Origin of the sequence: Streptomyces sp. NPDC021212 (genome assembly GCF_044332925.1) — a bacterium.
Classification (GTDB): domain Bacteria; phylum Actinomycetota; class Actinomycetes; order Streptomycetales; family Streptomycetaceae; genus Streptomyces.
The window spans coordinates 237,071-259,010 of the sequence record NZ_JBIRPZ010000013.1; the positions used below are offsets into that span (position 1 = coordinate 237,071).

Annotated in this window: 22 protein-coding genes; 7 read left to right on the top strand and 15 right to left on the bottom strand. The window is 69.5% G+C overall.

The features are described 5' to 3' along the window. Nucleotides 1-5: 5 nt before the first annotated feature. From ACH4SI_RS31835 to ACH4SI_RS31865, 7 genes are all read right to left on the bottom strand, one after another. The gene (locus tag ACH4SI_RS31835) at nt 6-245 is read right to left on the bottom strand and encodes a hypothetical protein (RefSeq protein ID WP_398301796.1); all 240 of its coding nucleotides are present in this window, start codon (nt 243-245) and stop codon (nt 6-8) included. After that, entirely contained in the window at nt 242-1,735 is a 1,494-nt protein-coding gene (gatA, locus tag ACH4SI_RS31840) for an Asp-tRNA(Asn)/Glu-tRNA(Gln) amidotransferase subunit GatA (protein WP_398301798.1), read from the bottom strand. The genes ACH4SI_RS31835 and gatA overlap by 4 nt, the downstream gene beginning before the upstream one ends. 5 nt (nt 1,736-1,740) lie before the next feature. Next, entirely contained in the window at nt 1,741-2,037 is a 297-nt protein-coding gene (gene gatC / locus ACH4SI_RS31845; RefSeq protein ID WP_358621318.1) for an Asp-tRNA(Asn)/Glu-tRNA(Gln) amidotransferase subunit GatC, read from the bottom strand. A 181-nt stretch (nt 2,038-2,218) separates the two neighbouring features. Then, nucleotides 2,219-4,303 (bottom strand): putative bifunctional diguanylate cyclase/phosphodiesterase, encoded by a 2,085-nt coding sequence (locus ACH4SI_RS31850; protein WP_398301801.1) that lies wholly within the window; start codon nt 4,301-4,303, stop codon nt 2,219-2,221. 280 nt (nt 4,304-4,583) lie between these two features. Further along, nucleotides 4,584-6,818, bottom strand: a complete 2,235-nt coding sequence (ligA, locus tag ACH4SI_RS31855) for an NAD-dependent DNA ligase LigA (protein WP_398301803.1) — start codon at nt 6,816-6,818, stop codon at nt 4,584-4,586. 16 nt (nt 6,819-6,834) lie between these two features. Beyond that, nucleotides 6,835-7,788 carry a methionine synthase gene (locus tag ACH4SI_RS31860; protein ID WP_398301884.1) on the bottom strand — a complete coding sequence of 318 codons (954 nt, stop codon included), beginning with the start codon at nt 7,786-7,788 and terminating at the stop codon, nt 6,835-6,837. An 84-nt stretch (nt 7,789-7,872) separates the two neighbouring features. Next, complete coding sequence (locus tag ACH4SI_RS31865; RefSeq protein WP_398301804.1) at nt 7,873-8,562, bottom strand: SDR family oxidoreductase; 690 nt, start codon at nt 8,560-8,562, stop codon at nt 7,873-7,875. A 141-nt stretch (nt 8,563-8,703) separates the two neighbouring features. Between ACH4SI_RS31865 and ACH4SI_RS31870 the strand changes: the two genes are divergently transcribed. Further along, on the top strand, nt 8,704-9,312 hold the full coding sequence (locus tag ACH4SI_RS31870) for an SRPBCC family protein (protein ID WP_398301806.1): 609 nt from the start codon (nt 8,704-8,706) through the stop codon (nt 9,310-9,312). Here ACH4SI_RS31870 and ACH4SI_RS31875 read toward each other — a convergent pair whose 3' ends face one another. Both ACH4SI_RS31875 and ACH4SI_RS31880 read right to left on the bottom strand, forming a co-directional pair. Further along, a complete protein-coding gene (locus ACH4SI_RS31875; protein WP_398301808.1) occupies nt 9,313-9,840 on the bottom strand; it encodes a TIGR00730 family Rossman fold protein in 528 nt (175 codons plus the stop codon). Nucleotides 9,841-9,850: 10 nt separating this feature from the next. Beyond that, nucleotides 9,851-10,111 carry a hypothetical protein gene (locus ACH4SI_RS31880; RefSeq protein ID WP_398301810.1) on the bottom strand — a complete coding sequence of 87 codons (261 nt, stop codon included), beginning with the start codon at nt 10,109-10,111 and terminating at the stop codon, nt 9,851-9,853. A 139-nt stretch (nt 10,112-10,250) separates the two neighbouring features. On the opposite strand from ACH4SI_RS31880, the gene ACH4SI_RS31885 reads away from it, so the two are divergent. The 3 genes from ACH4SI_RS31885 (at nt 10,251) to ACH4SI_RS31895 (ending at nt 12,822) form a co-directional block, all read left to right on the top strand. Continuing rightward, nucleotides 10,251-11,069, top strand: coding sequence for a helix-turn-helix transcriptional regulator (locus tag ACH4SI_RS31885; RefSeq protein WP_398301811.1), 819 nt, complete (start codon nt 10,251-10,253; stop codon nt 11,067-11,069). Next, nucleotides 11,066-11,308 carry a DUF397 domain-containing protein gene (locus ACH4SI_RS31890; protein WP_398301813.1) on the top strand — a complete coding sequence of 81 codons (243 nt, stop codon included), beginning with the start codon at nt 11,066-11,068 and terminating at the stop codon, nt 11,306-11,308. Before ACH4SI_RS31885 ends, ACH4SI_RS31890 begins: the two co-directional genes overlap by 4 nt. Nucleotides 11,309-11,388: 80 nt before the next feature. After that, a complete protein-coding gene (locus ACH4SI_RS31895; protein ID WP_398301815.1) occupies nt 11,389-12,822 on the top strand; it encodes a WGR domain-containing protein in 1,434 nt (477 codons plus the stop codon). Nucleotides 12,823-12,834: 12 nt separating this feature from the next. Here the strand turns inward: ACH4SI_RS31895 and ACH4SI_RS31900 are convergent, their stop codons facing one another. Together ACH4SI_RS31900 and ACH4SI_RS31905 are read right to left on the bottom strand one after the other, a co-directional pair. Continuing rightward, nucleotides 12,835-13,248: a hypothetical protein gene (locus ACH4SI_RS31900; protein WP_398301817.1), complete on the bottom strand. Its 414-nt coding sequence runs from the start codon at nt 13,246-13,248 to the stop codon at nt 12,835-12,837. After that, nucleotides 13,245-13,601, bottom strand: coding sequence for a hypothetical protein (locus ACH4SI_RS31905; protein ID WP_398301819.1), 357 nt, complete (start codon nt 13,599-13,601; stop codon nt 13,245-13,247). Before ACH4SI_RS31905 ends, ACH4SI_RS31900 begins: the two co-directional genes overlap by 4 nt. A gap of 403 nt (nt 13,602-14,004) precedes the next feature. Between ACH4SI_RS31905 and ACH4SI_RS31910 the strand changes: the two genes are divergently transcribed. Further along, entirely contained in the window at nt 14,005-14,838 is an 834-nt protein-coding gene (locus ACH4SI_RS31910; RefSeq protein ID WP_398301821.1) for a hypothetical protein, read from the top strand. 160 nt (nt 14,839-14,998) lie between these two features. Beyond that, the gene (locus ACH4SI_RS31915) at nt 14,999-15,535 is read left to right on the top strand and encodes a Uma2 family endonuclease (RefSeq protein ID WP_398301823.1); all 537 of its coding nucleotides are present in this window, start codon (nt 14,999-15,001) and stop codon (nt 15,533-15,535) included. Nucleotides 15,536-15,604: 69 nt separating this feature from the next. On the opposite strand, the gene ACH4SI_RS31920 is transcribed toward ACH4SI_RS31915, so the two are convergent. From ACH4SI_RS31920 to ACH4SI_RS31930, 3 genes are all read right to left on the bottom strand, one after another. After that, nucleotides 15,605-17,092, bottom strand: a complete 1,488-nt coding sequence (locus ACH4SI_RS31920) for a methyltransferase domain-containing protein (protein ID WP_398301886.1) — start codon at nt 17,090-17,092, stop codon at nt 15,605-15,607. Nucleotides 17,093-17,430: 338 nt separating this feature from the next. After that, nucleotides 17,431-18,585, bottom strand: a complete 1,155-nt coding sequence (gene mnmA / locus ACH4SI_RS31925; protein WP_398301825.1) for a tRNA 2-thiouridine(34) synthase MnmA — start codon at nt 18,583-18,585, stop codon at nt 17,431-17,433. Nucleotides 18,586-18,634: 49 nt separating this feature from the next. Then, complete coding sequence (locus tag ACH4SI_RS31930) at nt 18,635-19,546, bottom strand: TIGR03619 family F420-dependent LLM class oxidoreductase (RefSeq protein WP_398301827.1); 912 nt, start codon at nt 19,544-19,546, stop codon at nt 18,635-18,637. A 169-nt stretch (nt 19,547-19,715) separates the two neighbouring features. Between ACH4SI_RS31930 and ACH4SI_RS31935 the strand changes: the two genes are divergently transcribed. Then, complete coding sequence (locus ACH4SI_RS31935; protein WP_398301829.1) at nt 19,716-20,384, top strand: N-acetylmuramoyl-L-alanine amidase; 669 nt, start codon at nt 19,716-19,718, stop codon at nt 20,382-20,384. 18 nt (nt 20,385-20,402) lie between these two features. Here ACH4SI_RS31935 and ACH4SI_RS31940 read toward each other — a convergent pair whose 3' ends face one another. After that, entirely contained in the window at nt 20,403-21,605 is a 1,203-nt protein-coding gene (locus tag ACH4SI_RS31940) for a PQQ-binding-like beta-propeller repeat protein (protein ID WP_398301831.1), read from the bottom strand. Between the last annotated feature and the right edge of the window lie 335 nt (nt 21,606-21,940).

The following is a 21,940-nucleotide window of genomic DNA, read 5'->3' on the forward strand; positions in this document are numbered from 1 at the left end:
ACCTCTCAACCCGCGAGGACGTCGTCGTCGCCCAGGCGCTTCAGCTCGCGGACGAGCAGGGCGACGCCGGTGGCGATCGCGGCGGCGGAGACCACCGCGTCGGCCAGCTGCAGCTTGTCGTTCTCGAGGCGGGCCTTCTTGGCCTGCTTGATCACGCTGACCGCACCGAACAGCGAGGTCGCGATGGACAGGTACGTGCCGGGCTTGGACTTCTTGAAGCCCTTGGCCTTCTGAAAAGCGCTCATAGCGACGGTGCCTCCTCAAGCAGCGGGTGGCCCCAGCGTTCGGTGAGCGCGGCCTCGACCGCGGCACCGACCCGGTAGAGCCGGTCATCGGCCATGGCGGGAGCGATGATCTGCAGTCCGACCGGCAGACCGTCCTCCGGCGCCAGACCGCAGGGCAGTGACATGGCCGCGTTCCCCGCCAGGTTCGCGGGAATCGTGCACAGGTCGGCGAGATACATCGCCATCGGGTCGTCGGCGCGCTCGCCGATCGGGAAGGCGGTGGTCGGGGTGGTCGGCGAGACCAGCACGTCGACCTGCTCGAACGCCTTCTCGAAGTCCCGGGTGATGAGGGTGCGGACCTTCTGCGCCGAGCCGTAGTACGCGTCGTAGTAACCGGAGCTGAGCGCGTACGTACCGAGCATGATCCGGCGCTTGACCTCCGCTCCGAAGCCCTCCGCGCGGGTGAGCGCGGTGACCTCCTCGGCGGACTTGGTGCCGTCGTCGCCCGCGCGCAGGCCGTAGCGCATGGCGTCGAAGCGGGCCAGGTTGGACGAGCACTCCGACGGCGCGATCAGGTAGTACGCGGCCAGCGCCTTGTCGAAGGACGGGCAGGAGATCTCCACGATCTCGGCGCCCAGCTCGCGCAGCAGCTCGACCGACTCCTCGAAGCGCTGCATGACGCCGGCCTGGTAGCCCTCGCCCGCGAACTCCTTGACCACGCCGACGCGCATGCCGCGCACGCTGCCGTTACGGGCGGCCTCGGCGACCGCCGGAACCGGGGCGTCGATGGAGGTCGAGTCGAGCGGGTCGTGCCCGGCGATCACCTCGTGCAGCAGGGCCGCGTCCAGCACGGTACGGGCGCAGGGGCCGCCCTGGTCCAGCGAGGACGAGAAGGCGACCATGCCGTACCGGGAGACCGCCCCGTACGTCGGCTTGACCCCGACCGTGCCGGTGACGGCGGCCGGCTGGCGGATGGAGCCGCCGGTGTCGGTACCGATGGCCAGCGGGGCCTGGAACGACGCGAGGGAGGCGGCGGAACCGCCTCCGGAGCCGCCGGGGATGCGGGTGAGGTCCCACGGATTGCCGGTGGGCCCGTACGCGCTGTTCTCGGTCGAGGACCCCATGGCGAACTCGTCCATGTTGGTCTTGCCGAGGACGATGACGTCGGCGGCCTTGAGCCGCTGGGTCAGCGTCGCGTCGTACGGCGGGATCCACCCTTCGAGGATCTTGGAGCCGACGGTGGTCGGGATCCCCTTGGTGGTGAAGATGTCCTTGAGCGCGAGCGGAACCCCGGCCAGCGGGCCCAGCTCCTCTCCCCGCGCCCGCTTCTCGTCGACGGCGCGGGCCTGCGCGAGGGCGCCCTCGCGGTCCACGTGCAGGAAGGCGTGCACCTTCTCGTCGACGGCCTCGATACGGGCCAGATGGGCTTCGGTGACCTCGACGGCGGTCAGCTCGCCGGAAGCGACCTTGGCGGCGATCTCCGCGGCGGTGAGCCTGATCAGATCGGTCATGCGGGTCAGTCCTCCCCCAGGATCTGCGGCACCTTGAAACGCTGCTGCTCCTGGGCCGGGGCGCCGGAGAGCGCCTCCTGCGGGGTCAGCGACGGGCGGACCTCGTCCGGCCGCATGACGTTGGTCAGGGGCAGCGGGTGGGAGGTCGGCGGTACGTCTTGGTCGGCGACCTCGGAGACGCGGGCCACCGCGCCGATGATGTCGTCCAGCTGTCCGGCGAAGTGATCCAGCTCTTCGGCCTTCAGCTCCAGACGCGCCAGCCGTGCGAGGTGGGCAACCTCCTCGCGCGTGATGCCAGGCATGCAGCGATCCTCAGGGTGAGTGTGAAGTGTTTGCGCGCCCAATCCTATGGCGCCCCCCACACCCCGCGCGAAACGCTTTGGCACTCCCCTGGTGTGGGCAGGCGTTCCGCGGGGCGGAACGGGTGGGCACACCCCACCCACCGGCCCGCACCCGGCGACGAAACCGCAAGGCGCACGCGCCCTACGTCACCGCGTCCTCCTCCGCAGGGGCAGCAGCCTGCTCCTCTCGGTGCCACCCGCTCTCCCCCCGCGCCCGCAGCCACGCCGTCGTCTCGTCCGGCGGCATCGCCGCGGCCACCAGCCAGCCCTGCACCGCGTCACAGCCCAGGTCCCGCAGCCGCTCCCAGGTCTCGTCGTCCTCGACGCCCTCCGCCACGACGAGCAGCCCCAGCGAATGCGCGAGATCGACCGTGCAGCGCACGATCTCCGCGTCCTCGTTGTCCACGGCGAGCCGGGCCACGAACGAGCGGTCGATCTTCAGCTCGCTCACCGGCAGCCGCCGCAGATGGACCAGCGACGAATACCCGGTGCCGAAGTCGTCCAGGGACATCTTCACCCCGTGCCCGGTGAGCCCGGCGAGGGTGTCGGCGGCCCGCTGCGGGTCCTCCAGCAGCACGTGTTCCGTTATCTCCAGCTGGAGTGCCCCGGCCGGGACCCCGTGCCGGGCGAGCCGGCCGGCGACCGCGCCGGCGAAGCCGGGGGTGTGGACGTCGCGCGGCGAGACGTTGACGGCGACCGGCACCTCAAGACCGTCGGCGCGCCAGCGCGCGACCTGGCCGAGCGCGGTCTCCAGGACGTACTCGGTGAGCCGGGGCATCAGCCCGGAGCTCTCGGCCATGGCGATGAACTCGTCCGGCGGCACCTTCCCCCGCTCCGGGTGCATCCAGCGGACCAGCGCCTCCAGCCCGGCGACATGGCCGTCGAAGCCGACCTTGGGCTGGTAGTGCAGCTCGACGTCGCCCGCGTCCAGGGCGCGCCGCAGATCGCCCAGCAGGCCGAGCCGGTCGGGGGTGTTGCCGTCGCGGCGCGCCTCGTACAGCTCGACGCCGCTGCGGTCCCGCTTCGCCTGGTACATGGCGACGTCCGCGCGGCGCAGCAGCCCCTCGGCGTCGAGGGCATGGTCGGGGTAGACGGCGACCCCGGCGCTGGCCTCCAGCACCAGGGTCAGCCCGTCCAGGTCGAGCGGGGAGCCGAGGTCGCCGACGAGGACGCGGGCGCTGCGCTGGGCGCTGGTGAGCGAGTCGGTGGTGGGCAGCAGGACGGCGAACTCGTCGCCGCCGAGCCGCGCCACCTCGGCGCCGCGGGGCAGCGCCAGCCGCAGCCGCTCGGCGATCTGGAGCAGCAGCCGGTCGCCCGCGAGGTGGCCGAGGGTGTCGTTGACCGAGCGGAAGCGGTCGAGGTCCAGCAGGACGAGCGCGGTGCGGGCCCCGGCGCGCTCGGCCTCGTCCAGCGCGGTCCAGGTGCGCTCCAGCAGCCACTGGCGGTTGGGCAGCCCGGTGAGCGGGTCGCGCAGCTGCTCCTCGGCCCGCACCCGGGCGATCCACAGCGTGGAGTCGAGGGCGACCAGCGGCACCGCGAACAGCGGGAGCAGCAGTGGGGTGTCCCCGGCGACGACGACGATGAGCGGGGCGATGCCGAGCAGCGCGATGCCGACGAGGGCCTGCCGGAAGAGGGCGGTGCGGGCGACGGTGGGCAGCCCGGCACCGGGCGGTGCGAGGGAGTACCACAGCAAGGCGCGGGTCACCGTGAGGTAGACGAAGGCTGCCAGGACCGTCTGGGGGATGGCGGAGGCGTGCCAGGTGTCGGTGTGCCAGGGCTCTTCGACGGAGGGGGTGGTGCCGAACGCGGCGAGGGTGAGGGCGGCGGCGCCGACGCCGAGGATGTCGACCGCGCCGTGCAGGGCCGCCTGCCGCCAGCGGTGCCGGCGGGCGGCGCCGACCAGGACCACCACGGCGAGGCTGACGAGCATGGCGGGCATCCAGCCGTAGAGCAGCAGCGCGGCCAGGGTTAACGCGGCGCCCGAGCCGGTGCCGCCCCACCAGCGGTCCCGGCCGAGGGCGACCAGATGGCCGACGATGATTCCGGTGAGGACCGCGAGCGACCAGCCCACGGTGCCGCCGGGAAAGAGCGCATGGCCCGCGTCGAGCACTCGGAATACTCCGATGCCGAGTGCGAAAGCGGCCATGGCGACCGCGGCGGCGGGCAACGCGGGCAGCAGAACCCGGCGCAGCCGCGACGCCGGTGCGGCGCTTTCGGTCGGTTTCATACCCGTCCCTCTCACAGCCGGCGGTGCCAGCGCCACGGCAGGCGCACACCTCAACAGTAGGCGGCAGAAGGGGATGGCGGGCGGCGATCAGCAGCGGTTGCCCGAATGCCGCCCGACGATCCATAACCTTCTGGTATGCGCTGTAAGGGTGATGCCCGCTGGCTGTGCCCGGGAAGTGCTCCCAGTCGTATTCCGGCCAGGTTTTGACTGCTGTGGCGTCCAAGATGGCCGGACTACTGCGCCGGACGGGTGGTGGGACTACTCCTCGTCACCGAGTTGACTACCCCTCGGACTTCTTCGCGGCCTTCGTGTCGGCCTCTCCCTCGGACTCCTCCGGAGGCGTTACGGCGACCTCGCGTGCGGCGTCGGGGCCCTGTTCGAGGAGGACGCCGAATCCGTCGTCATCGAGCACGGGGACCTTCAGCTGCATGGCCTTGTCGTACTTCGATCCGGGATTGTCGCCGACGACCACAAAATCGGTCTTTTTCGAAACAGAGCCGGTGACTTTCGCACCACGGTTCTGTAGCGCCTCCTTGGCACCGTCCCGGGTGTGCGATTCCAGCGTGCCCGTGACCACCACGGTCAGCCCCTTGAGCGGCAGCGGGCCCGTGTCCTCGCCCGCCTCCTCCTCCAGGCGCACCCCGGCGCGCCGCCACTTCTCCACGATCTCGCGGTGCCAGTCCACGGCGAACCAGTCCTTCACCGAGGTGGCGATGATTCCGCCGACGCCCTCGGTGGCCGCCAGCTCCTCCTCACTGGCCTCGGCGATCCGGTCCAGGGAGCGGAATTCGCGGGCCAGCGCGGTGGCCGCGACCGGGCCGACATGACGGATCGAAAGGCCGGTGATGATCCGGGCCAGCGGTCGCTGCTTGGCGGCCTCGATATTGGCCAGCATCGCCAGGGCGTTCTTCTTCGCCTCACCCTTCTGGGTGGCGAAGAAGGTGACGACCTTCTCCTCCCCCGTCTCCGGATCGCGCTTGGGCAGCCCGCTGTCCGGGTCCATCACATACGACCGGATGGGCAACAATTGTTCGATCTTCAGATCGAACAGATCGCCCTCGTCCGTCAGCGGCGGCTCGGCGGGCTCCAGCGGCTGGGTGAGGGCGGCCGCGGCGACATAACCGAGGTTCTCGATGTCCAGGGATTTCCGCCCCGCGAGATAGAAAATCCGCTCGCGCAGCTGCGCCGGGCACGACCGGCTGTTGGGACACCGCAGATCGACATCCCCCTCCTTGGCCGGCTGGAGAGGCTCATCGCACTCCGGGCACTTGACCGGCATCACGAATTCGCGCTCACTGCCGTCCCGCAGATCGACGACCGGACCCAGGATCTCCGGAATGACATCGCCCGCTTTACGCAGCACCACGGTGTCACCGATCAGCACACCTTTGGCCTTGACTACGTCCTGGTTGTGCAGTGTCGCGAATTCGACCTCCGAGCCCGCGACTGTGATCGGCTCAACCACCGCATAAGGCGTCACCCGCCCCGTGCGCCCCACACCCACCCGGATGTCGACCAGCTTGGTGTTGACCTCCTCGGGCGGGAACTTCCACGCGATCGCCCAGCGCGGCGCCCGCGAGGTGGAGCCGAGGCGCCCCTGCAACGGGATCTCGTCCAGCTTGATGACCGCGCCGTCGATCTCGTGCTCGACCGAGTGTCGGTGCCCGCTGTCCGCGTAGTACGCGATGTATGCGCGCACGTCCTCGATCGAGTCCACGACCTTGCCGTGGGCCGCGGTCGGCAGCCCCCATTCGTGCAGCAGCTCGTACGCCTGCGACAGCCGGTCGATGGCGAAGCCCTCGCGCGCGCCGATCCCGTGGACCACCATGTCCAGCGGCCGGCTGGCGGTGATCTTCGGGTCCTTCTGGCGCAGCGAACCCGCCGCCGCGTTCCTCGGGTTGGCGAACGGCGGCTTGCCCGCCTCCACCAGCCGCGCGTTCAGCTCGTCGAACGCCTTGCGGGGCAGGAAGACCTCGCCGCGCACCTCCACCAGCGCCGGAACGCGGTCGCCCGTCAGCCGGTTGGGGATCTTGGCGATGGTCCGCACGTTGGGGGTGATGTCCTCGCCGGTGCGCCCGTCGCCACGGGTCGCCGCGCGGGTCAGCCGCCCGTGCTCATAGGTGAGGTTGACCGCGAGGCCGTCCACCTTCAGCTCGCACAGGAAGTGGTACGCGCCGCTGCCCAGCTCCTTGGCGATACGGTCCGCCCAGGTCCCCAGCTCGTCGTCGTCGAACGCGTTGTCCAGGCTGAGCATCCGCTCGCGGTGCGCGACCTCGGTGAACTCCGTCTCGTACGCCCCCGCGACCTTCTGGGTCGGCGAATCGGGGGTCCGCAGCTCGGGATGCTCCTCCTCCAGCGCCTCCAGTCTGCGCAGGAGCCTGTCGAACTCCGCGTCGCTGACGATCGGGGCGTCCTTCACGTAGTACCGGAAGCGGTGCTCCTCGACCTGCTCCGCGATCTTGGCGTGCTCATCCCGTGCCTCCGTGGGCACCTTCGACTGCTGTTCGCCGGCCACCGTGTCGTCCTCCCAGTCACTCAGGGTTGTCCGCGAGCGATCTCGCCGCCCGGACACAGTGGGCCAGCGCGGCGCGCGCGTACGCGGGCGAAGCGCCCGCGAGTCCGCACGACGGCGTGATCACCACGGACTCCGCGAGAGTCCCCGGCGACAGCCCCAGCCTGTGCCACAGCGTCCTGACACCCCCGACGCTACCGGCAGGGTCCGACAACGCGGTGTCGATGCCGGGGACGACGCCGATGAACAGCGCCGTTCCTCCCTCCACAGCCTCGCCGATCGTCTCCTCCTCACGCTCCGTGAGCAGCGAGAAGTCGAACGAGACCCCGCTCACCCCCGCGCGCCGCAGCAGCGCGAACGGCACCCCCGGCGCGCACGAGTGCACCACCACCGGCGCCTCCGCCGCCGCCACCAGATCCCGCAGCGCGCCCTCCACCACGCCCCGGTCCACCGCGGCGTGGGTGCGGTAGCCGCTGGCGGTACGGACGGTTCCGGTCAGCACCGCCGTCAGCGACGGCTCGTCCAGCTGCAGCACCACCTCGGCGCCGGGCACCCTGCGGCGCACCTCCGCGAGGTGCGCGCGCACCCCCTCGGCCAGCGAGGCCGTCAGATCCCGGCAGGCCCCCGGGTCGCTCAGCGCAACCTCCCCGTTCCGCAGCTCCAGGCTCCCGGCCAGCGTCCACGGCCCGACGGCCGACACCTTGAGCGCCCCGCGGTGCCCTTGAGTGAACTCCTCCAGCGCGTCCAGGTCCTCCCCCAGCCAGGACCGCGCCCGCCGGGTGTCCCGCCCCGGCCGGTCGCTGATCCGCCAGCCGCTCGGCTCCACATGGGCGTACACCTCGACGAGCATCCCGGCGGTCCGCCCGATCATGTCCGCGCCGGGCCCCCGCGCGGGCAGTTCCGGCAGATACGGCAGGGCCTCCAGCGACCCGGTGACGGTCTTCGCGGCCTCCCGCGCGTCCTCGCCCGGCATCGACCCGATGCCGGTCGCGGCTCCCGCGCCCCAGCTGTGCTTCTTCGTCTCGCTCACCCCAAAAGCCTATGGGGTGGTCCCGCTTCAACCGCGCGGGCGGACCTGGAGGTCGGTGATCTCCGCGTCGTGCGGCAGGTCGAGGGCGGTGAGGACGGTCGTGGCGACGGTCTCGGGGGCGATCCAGCGCTCCGCGTCGTACTCCTTGCCCTCCTGCTGATGCACCTTCACCTGCATCGGCGTCGCCGTGCGCCCCGGGTAGACGGTCGTCACCCGCACCCCGTTGCCGCTCTCCTCCCAGCGCAGCGCGTCCGCGAGGGCCTTGAGCCCGTGCTTGCTGGCCGCGTACGCCCCCCACTGGGCGTTGGCGCGCAGCCCCGCGCCGGAGTTGACGAAGATGACATGCCCCTGCGCCAGCCGGAGCTGCGGCAGGAGCAGCCGGGTCAGCTCGGCGGGCGCGACGAGGTTGGCAGCGAGCTGCCGGTTCCACGCCTTGGGGGTCAGCTCACCGATCTCGCCGAGGTCGACCACACCCGCGATGTGCTGGAGCGAGTCGAGCCGGTCGGGCAGGGTCTGGTGGCTCAGCGCCCACGACAACTTCTCCGGGTCCGCCAGGTCGCCGACGACCGTACGCGCCCCCGGGAACTGCCCGGCCAGCTCCTTCGCCCGCCCGGCGTCCCGCGCCAGCAGCCACAGCTCGTCGCCCCGCTCGGTCAGCCGCTCGGCGACCGCCGCGCCGATGCCCGAACCTGCCCCAGTGATCAGATGCGTTCCCATGCCCCCAGCTTGCCGCACCTTCCCCAGAGCTAGATCTTCACCCTTTGGTTTGAGGCTCTTACGAAATCCATTGACACTCCGACCGACCCTGCGTTAGAACTTCTCACATACGCAAGAATGCCTCACCGGTTCGGAGGACCCATGCCGCGCATTCGCCCGTTATCCGCCGTGATCCCGCTCGCCGTCGCCTGCGTCCTCGGGGTCGCAGCCCCCACTCACGCGCAGACCGCGCACCCCGGCACCTCATCCACCTGCCGTGGAGAAGGCGTCGACCCCGCCGCGCTCATCCGCCACCGAACCGACACCGTGATCAAGGCGCCCCTGAGCACCGTCTGGAAGCTGCAGACCGACGTGGAGCGCTGGCCCGCCTGGCAGCCCCCCGTCCTCACCATGAAGCGCCTCGACCCGGGCCCCCTGCGGAAGGGTTCGCGCTTCCGGTGGACCACCCCGGCGCCCGCCACCCCCACGACGCCCGGGACCACCCTGAACATCACCTCCACCGTCCGCCAACTCCAGCGCGGCTCCTGCATCCTGTGGAAGGGACCTGCGATCGGTGAGGGGCTGCGCATCGACGAGGGTGTCCATCTGTGGACGTTCACCAAGGTCAAGGGAGGCGTGCGCGTCCACACCGAGGAGACCTGGACCGGTGCCCAGGTCGAAGCCGACGTCCCCACCGCGACGGAAGCTCTCGGCGCCGGCCTCGAACAGTGGCTGCGCGACCTGAAAGCCGCCGCCGAAGCCCGCGCCTGATCAGACCGATTCGAGGTACGTCATGGCCTCCGCGCCGTTCTCCGCGAAGTGCACCAGGTCGCTCAGCGGGACCGGCAGGAAGCCCTCTTCCTCCATCCGCTGGAACTGCAGCTTGAGACCGTCGTAGAACCCCGCCGCGTTCAGCAGCACGACCGGCTTGATGTGCAGGCCGTGCTTCTTCAGCTCCAGGATCTCCGTCGCCTCGTCCAGCGTCCCGGTCCCGCCCACCATGATCACGACCGCGTCGGCCCGGGCGAGCAGCTGCGCCTTGCGCTCGGCGAGGTCCTTGGTGACCACCATCTCGTCGGCGCCCTCCCGGGCCTTTGCCGAAAGGAACTCCACGGAGATCCCGACCAGCCGCCCGCCGTGCTCCTGCACCCCGTCGGCCATGACCTTCATCAGCCCGACGTCCGACCCGCCCCACACGAGCGTGTGCCCACCCTTGCCGATCAGCTCGGCGAACTCCCGCGCCGGGGCGGTGTAGCGGTCGTCGAGGTCGGCGGCGGAGCAGAAGACGCAGATATTCATGCCCGTCACCCTACGAGCCGGGCCGCACGGTCTCACGGCTCCGCGCCACACGGAGCGCGTCGCGCAGGGCCTCGGCGAGCCGGGCGGAGAGAAAGCGGAACTCGCCGAGCGGGACCTTCGGGTCGGCGAGCATCGCGCGAGCGTGCGTCAGCAGTTCGTCGCCGGTGGAGAGCTGCATGGCCTCGACCTCGTCGGCGAGGGCGGATACGGGGCCGTTCCCGTCCGTGGAGAGATAGCAGGGGCGGCCGTCAGGGGTCGACCAGGGTAGCAAGCGGAGACCCGTTGGGGAGGTGACTTCGTGTGACATGTGCCTACTTTCACAGGTCGCGTCTAGCCTGGTCGCGGGAATGGTCGTAACGGTGCGTCACCGCTCCACGACTGTCCGATCTGTGCGATGGGGAGGGGAAGCGATGACCCGGCCGAAGAAGAAGCCGTCACTTGCCGCGAAGGTCTTCGGAGCGCAGTCCCGCATGATGCGGGAACGGCTCGGATGGACCATGAAGGACCTGGAGAAGCGAATTCCCTATACGGAGTCGATGATCGCCAAGGTGGAGCGCGGCGAGCGGGTGCCGAAGCCGCCGTATGTGGTGGCGGTGGACGAGGCACTGGCCGCGCAGGGGCTGCTGATGGAGGCAGCGAAGCTGCTCTGGCAGGACGGCCCGCCGGAATGGACGCAGGAGTACCGCGAGTTGCAGGCCCAGGCGCTGTCGCTCTACGTGTACTGCACCCACATCCTGCACGGATTGCTCCAGACCGATGATTACGCGCGGGCAGTATTGCGTTCCCTGCGCCCCAGCCTGGACGAGGAGGAGATCGAGGCCGCCGTCCAGACGCGCTTGGCGACGCAGCAGCTTTTGCACCGCAAGCCCGCCCCCAGGTTGGCCTTCGTACTGGAGGAGGCAGTGCTGCGGAAGGTGATCGGCGGCGCGGAGGTATGGAAGGAGCAACTGCGCCACCTGCTGAAGTGCGCCGACCTCCACAACCTTCAGCTACAGGTCATGCCGAACTCCCGGGAGACCAACGCCGGTGTCGCAGGGCCCTTTGTCCTGCTGGAAACGCCGGTGCACCAGACCATCGGCTACGTCGAAGGCCAACAGGGTAGTTACTTCCTACCGGACGCCGAAGACGTGAGCGTGCTCAGCCATCGCTATGGCACGATCCAGTCGCAAGCCCTGGACCCCGAAGCATCGGTGGCCTTCATCCAGCGATTGTTGGCAGGAGACAAGTGAACTCCGAACTGGTCTGGTTCAAGAGCAGCTACAGCGGCGCCGAAGGCGAAGCATGCGTCGAAGTCGCCGTCGAGTGGCGCAAGTCGAGCTACAGCGGCGGTGAAGGCGAAGCCTGCGTCGAGGTGGCCGCGTGCCCCGACGCCGTGCACATCCGCGACTCCAAGGACACCGCGATACCGGCCCTCACCGTCCCCGCACCCGCCTGGGCGGCCTTCGTCGCCTTCGCCGCCGCCCGCTGAGTGTCAGTGGCCCCTCCTACGGTCTGAGGCAGTGGAACCCGCCGACAAGGCGGCGGGTCCGTCCTGGGGAGGGGTCTGCCGTGTCGACGACGTATCTGGAGCTGTCGCAGGAAGGCGAAGGCGCGCACAAGTTCTACGAGGTCACCGTCGACGGCCTGGTGGTGACGGTGCGGTACGGGCGGATCGGCGCCGCCGGGCAGACGCAGACGACGACGTTCGCGACGGCGGCGAAGGCGCAGGCCGCCGCCGCGAAGAAGGTCGGGGAGAAGGCCCGCAAGGGGTACGCCCCGGCCGTTCAGGGGCAGCGGGCCCCGCGCGCGGTGACCCGGCGCCAGGTCACCTCCGCCCCCTCCACCGCCCGCGCCGTCGCGCCCGTGCTGTGGCGGTTCCGCACCGGCTCGTCCGCGTTCGGCATCCATGTGGACGACGAGCGGTGCTGGGTCGGCAACCAGGCGGGGGACGTCTTCACCCTGGACCACACCGGTGACGTCCTCGCTCGCTACAACCTGCCGGACGGGGTGAAGTGCCTGGTCGCCGACGATTTCTGGATCTACGCGGGCTGTGACGACGGCAAGGTCTACGACTTGTCCTCGAAGCTGCCGTTCGCGGCGTACGACATCGCGGCCGACATCGACATCTTCTGGCTGGACATCCATGAGGGCGTCCTGAACGTCTCGGACCAGGATGGCCGGCTCACCGTCATCGACCACGAGGACGAGCACCAATGGGCCCGCCGCAGCCAGGGCAGCAGCGCCTGGATGGTCCGTGCCGATGACCGGGCCGTCTACCACGGCCACAGCAAGGGCGTCACCGCCTACGCACCCGACGGCGGCCGCGAGCTGTGGCACACGCCCACCACCGGCAGCGTCCTGTTCGGCTGGCAGGAGGCCGACAGCGTGTACGCGGGGACCGGGCGCCACGTGGTCCAGCGGCTGTCGAAGGCGACCGGCGCGGTCGAGGCCACCTATGCCTGCGATGGCGCGGTGTACTCGTGCGCCACCTCGCCCAGTGGGCGGTTCGTCTTCGCCGGTGACTCGGCGTCGTCCGTCTACTGCTTCGACCAGGACGGCACGCGCCTGTGGAAGCTCGGCACGGGCGGCGGCTCGGCGCTGTCGATGCAGTACCACGAGAACCGGCTGTACCTGGTGACCACGGACGGCTCGCTGGTGTGCGTGGACGCCAGCGAGGCGGCGATCTCGGCGGCGCACCAAGGCACGGTCCCGGCGGTGCGCGACGTCAAGCTCGCCGCCGCCCTGCCGACCTACGCACCGGCGACGGCCGTGGACGCGGTGGCCAGTGTCGCCCAGGCCCCGGCCGGGTCGATCGTCGTGGAGTGCGTCCAGGACGGTGGCCGCGTCCGGGTGCACGTGGTGTCCGAGGGCTACGACCCGTCCTGGAACGTCCAGTTCCCGCGCGCGATACGGGAGCCCGGGGCGCGCTATGTCGTGGAAACCCTGCACGCGGCGAGCGGCGGCTTCTACCGCGTCCGCGGCGACATCCGCCGACTGCTCTGACCCGGCCGCCGCTCAGGCGTGCGCGCGCGGGGCGCGGATGCCGTCGATGATGCGGGTCCAGCTGTCGGTGCCGTGGCCGTCCTCGATGGCCCGGTGGTAGTGGGCCCGCACGGCGGCCGGAAGTGCGGTGTCGATGCCGACGGACTTCGCCGTCCGCCTTCCGTGTGGTGCCGGGCTCGGCCATGCTCGGCTCCTGCCCGGACGAGGACAGTGGACTCCAGGCAGGCGGCGTCGTGATCCACCGGTCAACAAGCCGGAACCGGGGTGCGGTCCAAGGAGTGAGCGGGATGAGTGCGGAATCTTCCGCCCCCGGACAACCGCATCGATTTCCGCCCGAGCCTCCGGCGGAAGCCCTCTTGTCTCATATTCCTCGTCTGTCGCATATTCCGCAGACCAGGAGTCCTGCCCATCGGAGCCACCTGTCACAGGCCGGCCTCGCGTTGGGCTTCGCCGAGAATCCGGGCGATCTCCCGCTGTGCCTGCCGGACCACGCCCTCATCCGCCGAAGGATCGTCGACGACGCCCTCGGCCTCCCGAAGGGCAGCAGCACGAGAGGGCCAGCGCTCGATGGCGACGAAGGTCGCCCATTTAACGAGAAAGCCCCTCATCCACCCAATTGAACCGGTCTGCACCGATTGATCGAACGCTTCTCCCAGCTCACGATCAAATTGCGCGAGATTGAGTGGCCTTATGTGACGCACAGCCTCCCGCAGAGCCTCCCGCGTCATCGCGGGCATCGGCACGAGGGGCCCTGCGGAATCTATCGGTTGCGTGGTCATAGGGGCCTCCTGTGAGGGCCGGGACAATACTCAGCCTCGGTAGGGCAGCGCAACGAGAGGCGACGACAGCAACGAGTGGAACGGCGCCACCTCGATGGTTTGCCCGAGCCGGGCACTACCCACGACCGGCCGCGCCGGACGCCGGGTGGCAGACATCCGGTGGGGTGGAGCCAGGTGTCGGGCAACCGGCATCCGGTGGCGCGGGGACCTACCAAAGAACCCTGGCAGAGAACTCCCCACCCACCCACCCGCCCAACTCATCACCCCATCGGGTGACTTGGGCGCGAATATGCCAAGGGTCGGGTTAGTCTCGCGGCAACAACCTCACACAGACGTCGGCCCCCGCCGGGACTGCCATCCCGAGACGAGGGCCTGACCAAACTAGGAAGCGCAAACCTTCCCGATGGCTGATACGCAGTCTAGTGCGCCCCTGCGCGCTCGCGCCGACGCTCACGCGTCCGGCGTCACCCACATTCGCACCCGGCACACCGCCAACTTCACCGTGCTCTCGAACAGGCTCGCCCAGCGGGCGGGCAGTGCGGTGACGGTCGGGGTGGCCGCGTACATCCTGTCGCTGCCCGACGGCGCATCCATCCGCATCGACGCGCTCTGCGCCCACTTCAGGGAGGGCCGGGCCCGGATTTCCGCCGCGCTCAACGAGCTGGAGGCGGAAGGCTGGCTGGAGCGGAGGGTCGAGCGGGGGCCGGGTGGGCGGATCGTGACGCGGACGTTCGTGTACGACGCGCCGGGCCGTCCGGGCCGTACGGAGAGCGACGCGCCGCCGCCCGTCGCGGAGCCGGAACCGGGGCCGGAGCCGGGGCCGCAGCCGAAACCGGATCCGAAACCGGGCAGCGCGCCCACGGCGCCCGATCCCCGCGCCGCCGCCGTCCTCGGGTCCCTGCGTCACCGGGACCGACGCCTCGTCCTGTCGGAGCGGGAGACCGCCGCGCTGGCGCCCGCCGTCGCGGAGTGGCTGGACCGTGGGGTCGGGCCGTACGAGATCGCTGAGGCGCTGACCTCGGGGCTCCCCGACCGCATCGACCGCCGTCCGGCCCGGCTGCTCGCCTACCGCCTGGCCGCGCTGCGGCCGCCGTCGCCTGCCGCCGACCCGGCGCCGCCCCGCCCGGCCCCCTTCCAGGACTGTGACGGCTGCGACCGCCCCTTCCGCGCGCCCCGCCCGGGCCGCTGCCGCGATTGCCGCGAAGCGGCGGCCAAGCCCTCGCCACTTGCCGCATGACCACGAGAACCGACGCTTCAGCCTGAAAGAGGTACGACCGCATGACACCTGCACGTGACGATGCTCCGACTGTGTCCGGGGATGCCTACGCACAGCTACCCTGGCAGAGGCCAGGATCACGAGGGGCGGGCACACCATGACAGCGCAGATGGAGAGCCCAGTGCAGACCGAAGAGATGCGGCGCTTCGAGGAATTCGACGCGGCATTCCCGGACTACCACGCCGAGATGATCGATGGAGAGGTCTACGTCAGCACCGTGGTCAGCAGCCCACACGGGAACATGGTCCTCACCATCGCCTCCCAGCTCGTGTCCCAGTGGTTCGTCATGAGCGAGGTCGACACCGTCTACGACGGCTGGCACGGCAAGACGCTCCTCCGCCCGGACATCTCCGTCGCCCACCCCTCCTACCGGGGTACGCGGCTGAAGCAGTTCCCGGCCGACGAGATCATCCTCGTCGTCGAGGTCGTCTCGGAGTCCAATCCCGAGAACGACACCGAGAAGAAGGTGAAGAAGTACGCCCTCGCCGGGATCCCGTACTACCTGATCGTCAACCCCATCGTGGGTAAGTGCCTGCTCTACTCGCTGCCCAACGGGGATCACTACCGCGCATCGCTGGAGACCGACTTCGGTGAGCCGGTGCCGATCGGTGAGCCGATCGACATGACGCTCGACACCAAGACCCTCTACACGTACTGAGCAACCACAGGCGGCCGGTGGCAGGGCTGGGGCCCGCCACCGGCCGTACCGGGTACCGGATGAACCGGGTTACCGGGTGAAGTGGAAGATGCCCCACGTCACGTGGTTGTTCTTACCGCCCTCTACCCAGTTGGTGAGACCTTTCTTCATGTGGGCGAGGTAGTCGGCGCTGACGTGTTCCGCCAAGCCTTCATCTTCCTGGCGGCGGGTCTCCTCCAGGACCCGGCTGTAGTGCGTGATGAGGTGGTTGCGGTGCTCCTCGAAGCCGCCGCCTACCTCGGTGAAGCCGAGGCGGGCCAGTTCGTGGCGGTAGAAGTCCGGGGAGCCCATGGTGTCCAGGTGGATGCGGTCCAGGATGGGACGCAGGGTTTCCGTCGGGCAGCCGTCCGCCGCCATGGGGTCGGTGAAGATGATGTGACCGCCGGGGCGCAGGACGCGGGCGGCCTCCTCCAGGGGGCGGCGGCGGTTGCCACTGTGCAGGAACGCGTCCTGGGACCAGACGACGTCGACGCTGTTGTCCGGCAGCGGGATGGACTCGAAGGAGCCGTCCATCACCTCGATGACCTCGGTGAGCCCGCGCTCGGCGTTGATCGCGCGGTGCCGCTCGTTCTCCACCTCGCTGAGGTTGAGGGCGGTGACACGGCAGCCGTAGGTCTCGGCGAGATAGCGCGCCGAGCCGCCGAAGCCGGCTCCGAGGTCGAGGACGCGGGAGTCCGGCGTGAGGTCGAGGCGGCCCGCCATGCGTGCGACGGTGCGCCTGCTGGCCTCGGCGATCGGCTCGTCGGGCCCGTCGTACAGGCCGATGTGGATGTCCTCGCCGCCCCAGACGCGCCAGTAGAACTCATCGGCGTCGGAGGAGTTGTAGTAGTCGCGGGCGGTGCCGACGGTCGAGGAGTATTCCTCGACCGTGTCGTCCGTCGCGATGTACTCCTTCTCCGCGACGTGAATGAAGAAGTCGGGCTGCTCCTCCCGGTAGGTGTGCTGGAAGTCGCCGTACGTCTCGATCCGCTGGAAGCCGACCTCCTGCATGAGTCGGCGCGTGTAGTCCTTGCGCAGCGGAAACATGTTGAGGTGGTAGACGGATTCGTCGGGGAAGCTGTAGCGCATGCGGCACAGCCCCTTGTCGACGTGCTCCGGCTCGACGGCGACGTCCTCGCCGCAGTAGTAGTACACGTGCTTGCTGGTGTAGCCCTCATCGAGCATCGCGTCGTAGTTGCGGTGATCGAGGATGAGAATGCCGTCGTGCTTGAGCATCGCGTAGAACTCGGCGAGCGCCTTGCGCCGGTCACGCTCCGAGAAGAGGTGCGTGAAGGAATTGCCGAGGCAGACGATCGCGTCGTACTGACCCTGCACATCGCGGTTGAGCCAGCGCCAGTCGGCCTGGACGACGCGGAGGATGTGCTCGCCGTGCTTGAGCCCATTGTCGAACGCCTGGGCGAGCATTTCGGCGCTTCCGTCGACGCTCGCGGTCTCGAATCCGGCTTCAAGAAGCCGCACCGAATGAAAACCGGTCCCTGTGGCGACATCCAGGACCGTTTTTACGCCACGCTCCCGCAGGAGGTCGATGAAGAACGTGCCCTCACTTTCCGATCGCTTTTCCCAGTCGATGAGCGAGTCCCATTTTTCAACGAAACTTGGTACGTACTCCTCGGTGTAGTGATCGGTGTCCCTGACCTCGAATGGATTGTCTCCGAATTTCTGGACAGATCGCGCAGAAATAACGAAACCTCCGGTGCTGAGACAGTGGACGACGACACCCGTGTCCAGATGTGCGCCTCCCCGAAGTCTCGTGATCTATGCCACCCACGAGGCCAATTGTATGTAAATACCAGGTAGCACAGACCGACCCATCCGGCAATACACCGTTTATGCCAGTTTCTGGTGTTTCACTCGCGTTAAAGCTGATGCGCGGCCGGACGGGACCGCTCCGTCGCCGCGATGGTCGCCGAGCCCACGACGCGGGTGCCGTCGTAGAGCACGATCGCCTGGCCAGGGGCCACCCCGCGGACCGGCTCGGCGAAGGTCACCCGCAGCTCGCCGTCCACCGGATCGGCCGTCACCTCGGTCTCGCCGCCGTGGGCGCGGAGCTGGGCGGTGTAGGTGCCGGGGCCGGTGGGGGCGGCGCCGCACCAGCGGGGCTTGATGGCGGTGAGCGCCGAGACGTCCAGGGCCTCGACGGGACCGACGGTGACCGTGTTGTTCACCGGGGAGATGTCGAGCACGTACCGCGGCTTGCCGTCGGCCGCCGGGTGACCGATGCGCAGCCCCTTGCGCTGGCCGATGGTGTAGCCGTACGCGCCCTCGTGGGTGCCGAGCTTGTGGCCGCCCTCGTCCACGATGTCGCCCTCTGCGGTGCCGAGGTGGCGGGCCAGGAAGCCCTGGGTGTCGCCGTCCGCGATGAAGCAGATGTCATGGCTGTCGGGCTTCTTGGCGACGGCCAGGCCGCGCCGCTCGGCCTCGGCGCGGATCTCGTCCTTGGTGGTGAGGGTGTCGCCGAGCGGGAACATGGCATGGGCGAGCTGCCGCTCGTCCAGCACGCCGAGGACGTACGACTGGTCCTTGGCCATGTCGCTGGCGCGGTGCAGCTCCAGAACGCCGTCGTCGCCCCGGACGACCGTGGCGTAGTGACCGGTGCACACGGCGTCGAAGCCGAGCGCCAGGGCCTTGTCCAGCAGCGCGGCGAACTTGATCTTCTCGTTGCAGCGCAGGCAGGGGTTGGGGGTGCGGCCCGCCTCGTACTCGGCGATGAAGTCCTCGACCACGTCCTCGCGGAACCGCTCGGCCAGATCCCACACGTAGAACGGGATGCCGATCACGTCGGCGGCCCGGCGCGCGTCGCGCGAGTCCTCGATCGTGCAGCAGCCGCGGGCGCCGGTGCGGAAGGACTGCGGGTTGGCGGAGAGGGCGAGGTGGACGCCGGTCACATCGTGGCCCGCCTCGGCCGCCCGCGCGGCGGCGACCGCCGAGTCCACGCCGCCGGACATGGCGGCGAGGACGCGCAGGCGACGGCCGTCGCGGGGACCTATGGGCGCACCGGGGAAGTCAGTCATAACGTCCCTAGTTTAGTCGCCTCGATCGAAGCGGCTAAGTGGGTATCGGTCAGCTCGCGCGCGCCCGCTCCAGGACTCGTTGTGCCAGGTCAAGGGCCTGATCGGCCTCCTTGGCGAGATAGGACAGCTCGACGAAGCAGTGCTCGACGCCCGCCTCCCCCTCCGCCCGCGTGATCGTGGTCGCGATGTCCTCGACCGAGGCATCGTCATCGGGGTTGACCCGGAGGATCGCGTCGAAGCGGGCCGGATCCCGCCCCTCCCGCTCGACCGTCTCCCGCAGTCCGGCCAGATTCTGGGCGAGGGCGGCGATGGAGTCGGTCCCGGCGTACTTCCGGCCGACGGGCGCGATCGGCAGCCAGCCGTCGGCGCGCCGGGCGGCCCGGGTGAGGGCGGCGGGGGCGAAGGCGCCCAGGTAGACCGGTGGGCGGGGGCGGGCGGCGGGCTTGAGGTCGATGTGGCTGGCGGGCACGGTCCAGTGTTCGCCGCGGTGCTCGACCGGGTTCTGTGTCCACCAGGCGGTGAGGACGTCCAGGCATTCGTCGAGGCGGCGGCCGCGCTCGTCCATGGGGATGCCCGTCGTCTCGTACTCCTCGGGCGACCAGCCGGTGCCGAGGCCGACCAGCAGCCGCCCCGCGCTCAGCAGATCGATGCTGGTGAAGGAGCGGGCGAGCAGCGCGGGCGCGTACCAGGGCGCGTTGATGACGTTGGTGCCGAGCTGGACGCGTTCGGTGGCCGCGGCGGCGGTGGCCAGCAGGGCGAACGGGTCCAGGACGGCCCGGAATTCCGGTGGGATCACATCCGTACCGGCGTAACCGACCTTCGGGTCGACCGGAGCGAGCAGCCGGTCGCCGACCCACAGGCTGTCCGCGCCGAGCGCTTCGGCCTGCCGGGCGAACCGTGCGGCGTGCTGCGGGTGGTGGGCCAGCTCACCGAATTGGGGAAGGGTGAACCCGATGCGCATACGGCGGCTCCTCGTGGTGTGCGTGAACCTCGCGGTGCCGGTGAATCCTCGCCGTTGGTTCAATATTCAGCTACCCGTCGGGATACGGTTCGCGCCATGATCGGCAGCCTGATCGCGGCTTCATCCGCGGCGGCGGAACCGTGCACGTGGGCCCGCGCGTTGAGCCTGCGTGAGCGAAACCGACGGCGGCGTGCGCCGCCATGTGAGCCGGCGCACCCTGCTGCTGGGCGGTACGGCGGCCGGTCTTGGCGCGGCCGGACTCGGCGGATATGCGGTGCGGGACGACCTGAAGCGGCTGTGGTGGCGCGTGCCCGGGGTGGACCAGCCGCGCGTGGAGGGCGCGGTCGACCACCCGGGCGCGGACTGGGTGGCGGCCTCCGGGGCCAACTACCGGCGCGCCGACCGGCCGTACGACTACGCGGTGGACCGGGTGGTGATCCATGTCGTGCAGGGCTCGTACGACGACGCGCTCAAGGTCTTCCGGGACCCCGGGCACCGCGCCGCGGCGCACTATGTGGTGCGCCGCGACGGGCATATAGCGCAGACGGTCCGCGAGCTGGACGTGGCGTTCCACGCGGGCAACCGCTCGTACAACGAGCGCAGCGTCGGCATCGAGCACGAGGGGTTCGTGACCCGGCCCCAGGACTTCACGGACGCCATGTACCGGTCCTCGGCCCGGCTGACTGCGGCGATCTGCGAGCGCTACGGAATGGGGAGGGACCGCGAGCACATCGTGGCCCACTCGGAGGTGCCGGGCACCGACCACACCGACCCCGGCCGCCACTGGGACTGGGACCGCTATCTGGAGCTGGTGCGGGCGGTGCGGATCGCGAAGTGAGCGCGGGGGCTACGTCGCTCAGGCGGTGCCGAAGACGACGGCGAGCGGGCGGCCCTTGCTGTCGCTGGAGGGCCTGCTCGCCGTGTCGCTCCCCATGTAGAGCTTCTTGTCGGTGAAGAGCATCCTGGCGTCGCCGTAGATTTCCAGGTCCGACTCCACCTTCTTCATGGAGGCCGGGTTCTGCTGGATCGGCTTGATCGCGAAGGACTTGGGGTCGATGCGCACGACCCCGCCGGCCTCGCTGTACATGCTGCCCTGGTAGGCGAGCAGCGAGCCGTCCTTCTCGGTGCTGAGGGGCGTCAGCGACCTGCTCTCCGCCATCTTCGTCTTGCCGGTCTCCTTGCCGGTCTTGAAGTTCACGCCGGTGATCTTCTCGCCGGGGCCGCCGTCGTCCACGTCCACCTCGGAGGAGAGGTAGACGGTGCTGCTCTTCTCGTCGAGGGCCAGGTCCTTGCAGCCCTCCACGTTGACCGAGGGGCAGTCCGGCTGGAAGCCCTTGGCCAGGACGTCGATCGAGTTGACCAGCTTGCCCTGCCTGGCGCTGTCGTCGATGGTCAGAATGTCGGTGACCCCCGAGCCGCCGTCGGAGTCGCCGGTGTCGGCGGCCACGACGAGGGGCGCGGTGGACAGGACGTGGGCGCGCTCGAACTCGCCGTCGAGCGTGTAGGACGACAGCACCTTCCGCGTGGTGGGATCCACGGTCTGGATGTCCAGCTTGTCGGTGCCGGACTCCACGCTGCTGCAGACGCGCAGCGCGATCAGCTTGCCGTCGCCGCCCGCGTAGCCGTCGTCGTCGCAGTCCGCGACGTACTCCGGCTTCCACAGCGGCTTGCCGTCGAGCGACCAGGCACCACCGCCGCCGGTGCCCCCGGCGGCCACGGTGTTGCCGCTGATCGTGACCTCGTCGAAGTCGACGCCGTCGTTGCCCTCGATGTCCGTCCCCTCCTTCTGCCAGAGCAGTTTTCCCTTGTTCAGATCGACCAGGCCGACCTGGGTGCATTCCGCGTCGCTGCCCTTACCGTCCTTGAACAGCACCGCGGTGCGGCCGTCCTCGGTGGTGTGCGGTGACGCCCAGCAGATTTCCCCGTCGAGTTTTACCGTCCACTGGACCTTGGCGCCGTCCGGGGAATATCCGACGATCTTGTCGATATCGCCCTTCACGAAATTCTTGTTGGTCACCCACATACCCATGACATTGGTGTCCTTGGTGACTTTCGGCATGCTGACCTTGCCGAGAGTCTTGGCCTGGGCCCCCTGTGAGGACGAATCGCCGTCCTTCCCCCCGTCCTCACTGCCCCCGCATGCGGAAAGGAACACCGAACCGCCCACCACAAGGGCCGCTATGGCCACTCGGCTCGAACGCCGCACCATCAATTCTCCCGTTTTCCCCGTTTAAGGAGCCCGCGCACTTTCCGTGCATGCCGGGCCCGTTGTCGGGGTAGATCCTTGCCGACGGATCTTTGTCTTTTCAAGCGGAGCTTGATGTTCCGTGGATTATTTGAAATGTTCGGGAGAACAGCGGGAATTCTTCGGTTACTATTCGGTTGGCCGAGCCG

Bases quoted from the DNA above. Each gene is read 5' to 3' on its own strand.
- ACH4SI_RS31910 (WP_398301821.1), top strand. From the start codon at position 14,005: ATGGCTGATACGCAGTCTAGTGCGCCCCTGCGCGCTCGCGCCGACGCT.
- ACH4SI_RS31885 (WP_398301811.1), top strand. From the start codon at position 10,251: ATGACCCGGCCGAAGAAGAAGCCGTCACTTGCCGCGAAGGTCTTCGGA.
- ACH4SI_RS31860 (WP_398301884.1), bottom strand. From the start codon at position 7,788: ATGCCGGGCGAGGACGCGCGGGAGGCCGCGAAGACCGTCACCGGGTCG.
- ACH4SI_RS31875 (WP_398301808.1), bottom strand. From the start codon at position 9,840: ATGAATATCTGCGTCTTCTGCTCCGCCGCCGACCTCGACGACCGCTAC.
- ACH4SI_RS31850 (WP_398301801.1), bottom strand. From the start codon at position 4,303: ATGAAACCGACCGAAAGCGCCGCACCGGCGTCGCGGCTGCGCCGGGTT.
- ACH4SI_RS31835 (WP_398301796.1), bottom strand. From the start codon at position 245: ATGAGCGCTTTTCAGAAGGCCAAGGGCTTCAAGAAGTCCAAGCCCGGC.
- gatC (WP_358621318.1), bottom strand. From the start codon at position 2,037: ATGCCTGGCATCACGCGCGAGGAGGTTGCCCACCTCGCACGGCTGGCG.
- ACH4SI_RS31870 (WP_398301806.1), top strand. From the start codon at position 8,704: ATGCCGCGCATTCGCCCGTTATCCGCCGTGATCCCGCTCGCCGTCGCC.
- ACH4SI_RS31905 (WP_398301819.1), bottom strand. From the start codon at position 13,601: ATGACCACGCAACCGATAGATTCCGCAGGGCCCCTCGTGCCGATGCCC.
- mnmA (WP_398301825.1), bottom strand. From the start codon at position 18,585: ATGACTGACTTCCCCGGTGCGCCCATAGGTCCCCGCGACGGCCGTCGC.
- ACH4SI_RS31940 (WP_398301831.1), bottom strand. From the start codon at position 21,605: ATGCCGAAAGTCACCAAGGACACCAATGTCATGGGTATGTGGGTGACC.
- ACH4SI_RS31930 (WP_398301827.1), bottom strand. From the start codon at position 19,546: ATGCGCATCGGGTTCACCCTTCCCCAATTCGGTGAGCTGGCCCACCAC.
- ACH4SI_RS31865 (WP_398301804.1), bottom strand. From the start codon at position 8,562: ATGGGAACGCATCTGATCACTGGGGCAGGTTCGGGCATCGGCGCGGCG.
- gatA (WP_398301798.1), bottom strand. From the start codon at position 1,735: ATGACCGATCTGATCAGGCTCACCGCCGCGGAGATCGCCGCCAAGGTC.